We start from the raw sequence: 1,792 nt of genomic DNA on the forward strand, positions 1-1,792 counted from the left end.
TGAGGAGGCGACCGAAGATGTCGAGGAACGCGAAGATCGCCGCAGGGGCCACGGCGGCCGGACTGGTCCTGCTGATCTGGCTGCCGTGGTGGGTGTCCCTGCTGATAGTGCTCGGGGTCCCCGCCGCCTACTTCGCCCTGGACCCCGGTCAGCGGCGCCGGCTCCGCCAGGTGTCGCGCAAGCAGATCGGACGCTGAGGCCCGGGCGGGGGCCGGCACGCGCCTGGGCGGCCCGAGGCGCTGCGGGACCGCCGGGGCCGGTACGCGCCTGGGCGGTCCTTGGCGCCGCCGGGGCGGAGACGGGTGGCTCCGGCGGCCCGCCTCCGCCCGGTCGCGCTAGCCGTCCAGCGAGCAGTCGTTGACCACGTCGCCCTCGGCGGGCCGTGCCACGTCGTGGTCGGCCGGCGGGCGGACGCCGTCCTCCACCCAGGCGGTCAGCGCGTCGAAGGCGGCGCGGTGGCAGGGCAGGATCGGGCGCAGGGCCGTGGGGTGGGTGTCGTACAGCCCGTCGACGTGGGTGCCGCCCTCGATGCCGTAGTAGCGGTGCAGGGCGCCGCGCCCCGCCTCGTCGATCATGCGGGCGTACACGTCGGAGTCGGCCGCCTTGGGCAGCAGGGTGTCCAGGTCGCCGTGGAGCGTGATCATCGGGCGGCCGATGCGGCCGGTCAGTGAGACCCGCTCCACCGCGTCGCGCACGGCCCGCGGGCGCGAGGCGTAGTCGTAGGCGGCGTCGGAGGCGCACGGGGCCAGGATCTCCGCCACGGTGGTGCCCGCCGACGGGCCCGGGCAGGCCCGGTCGTACGACGGGTCGAACTCGGCGCGGTAGGTCTTCTGCGTCACGCCCCAGTACGCGGTGGCGTGGTACGGCCACAGGAACTCCGAACCGCGCGCGAAGCCGGCGGCGTACAGGTCCTGGTCGTCGGCCTCACCGCGCGTGTGCGCGATCGTCGTCGGCAGGGAGGTGAACATGTTGGGGCCGTCGGCGGTCCACAGCGTGCCTTCCCAGTCCACGCCGCCGTCGTACAGCTCGGGGTGGTTCTCCAGCTGCCAGCGGGTGAGGTAGCCGCCGTTGGAGATGCCGGTGACGTAGGTCCGCCGCGGGGCGGTGCCGTACCGCTGGGCGACCGTCGCCCTGGCTGCCCGGGTGAGCTGGGTGACCCGGTCGTTCCACTCGACGATCGCGTCGCCGGGACGCTTGCCGTCCCGGTAGAAGTCCGGCGTGCTGTTGCCCTTGTCGGTGGCGGCGTAGGCGTAACCCAGCGACAGCACGTGGTCGGAGATGGCGGTGTCCGACGCGTACTGCTTGCGCGTGCCGGGAGCGCCGGCGACCACCAGGCCGCCGTTCCAGTCGTCGGGCAGCCGGATCACGAACTGGGCGTCGTGGTTCCAGCCGTGGGTGGTGTTGAAGGAGGAGGTGTCGGGGAAGTAGCCGTCGATCTGCACGCCCGGCACCCCGGAGGGCTTGCGGGTGGCGACGGACGTCAGGCCCGCCTGGTCGGCCATGTCGGTGTACGGGGTGCCGGCCAGGCCCGTCGTGGTCAGGTCCGGGAGGCAGGCGTTCTCCTGGTGGTCCGCGGCGGGCACCTTGAGGAGATCATGGCGGGCACAGTGACCCGAGGCGCCGGCCTGCGCGGAGGTGCCGGCGGCGGCGGGCGAGGCGCCGAGTGCGGTCACGGCCAGCAGGGTCGCGGCGACCCAGGGCACACCTGGGGACAGACGCATGAACGGCCTCCAGAGGCTGAGGGAGCGGAACGGTGCGTGCGGCGCGGCGGACGGGTGCCGGATGTGGCGCG

At 74.1% G+C, this 1,792-nt stretch carries 2 protein-coding genes; one reads left to right on the forward strand and one right to left on the reverse strand.

What is annotated here, in order from left to right; all coding sequences use genetic code 11:
- Nucleotides 1-17: 17 nt before the first annotated feature.
- Nucleotides 18-197, forward strand: a complete 180-nt coding sequence (locus HW445_RS29560; RefSeq protein ID WP_151772394.1) for a hypothetical protein — start codon at nucleotides 18-20, stop codon at nucleotides 195-197.
- 138 nt (nucleotides 198-335) lie between these two features.
- On the opposite strand, the gene HW445_RS29565 is transcribed toward HW445_RS29560, so the two are convergent.
- Complete coding sequence (locus HW445_RS29565) at nucleotides 336-1,721, reverse strand: tannase/feruloyl esterase family alpha/beta hydrolase (RefSeq protein WP_180223892.1); 1,386 nt, start codon at nucleotides 1,719-1,721, stop codon at nucleotides 336-338.
- Between the last annotated feature and the right edge of the window lie 71 nt (nucleotides 1,722-1,792).

Source organism: Streptomyces sp. UH6, from assembly GCF_013421635.1.
GTDB lineage: Bacteria > Actinomycetota > Actinomycetes > Streptomycetales > Streptomycetaceae > Streptomyces > Streptomyces abyssomicinicus.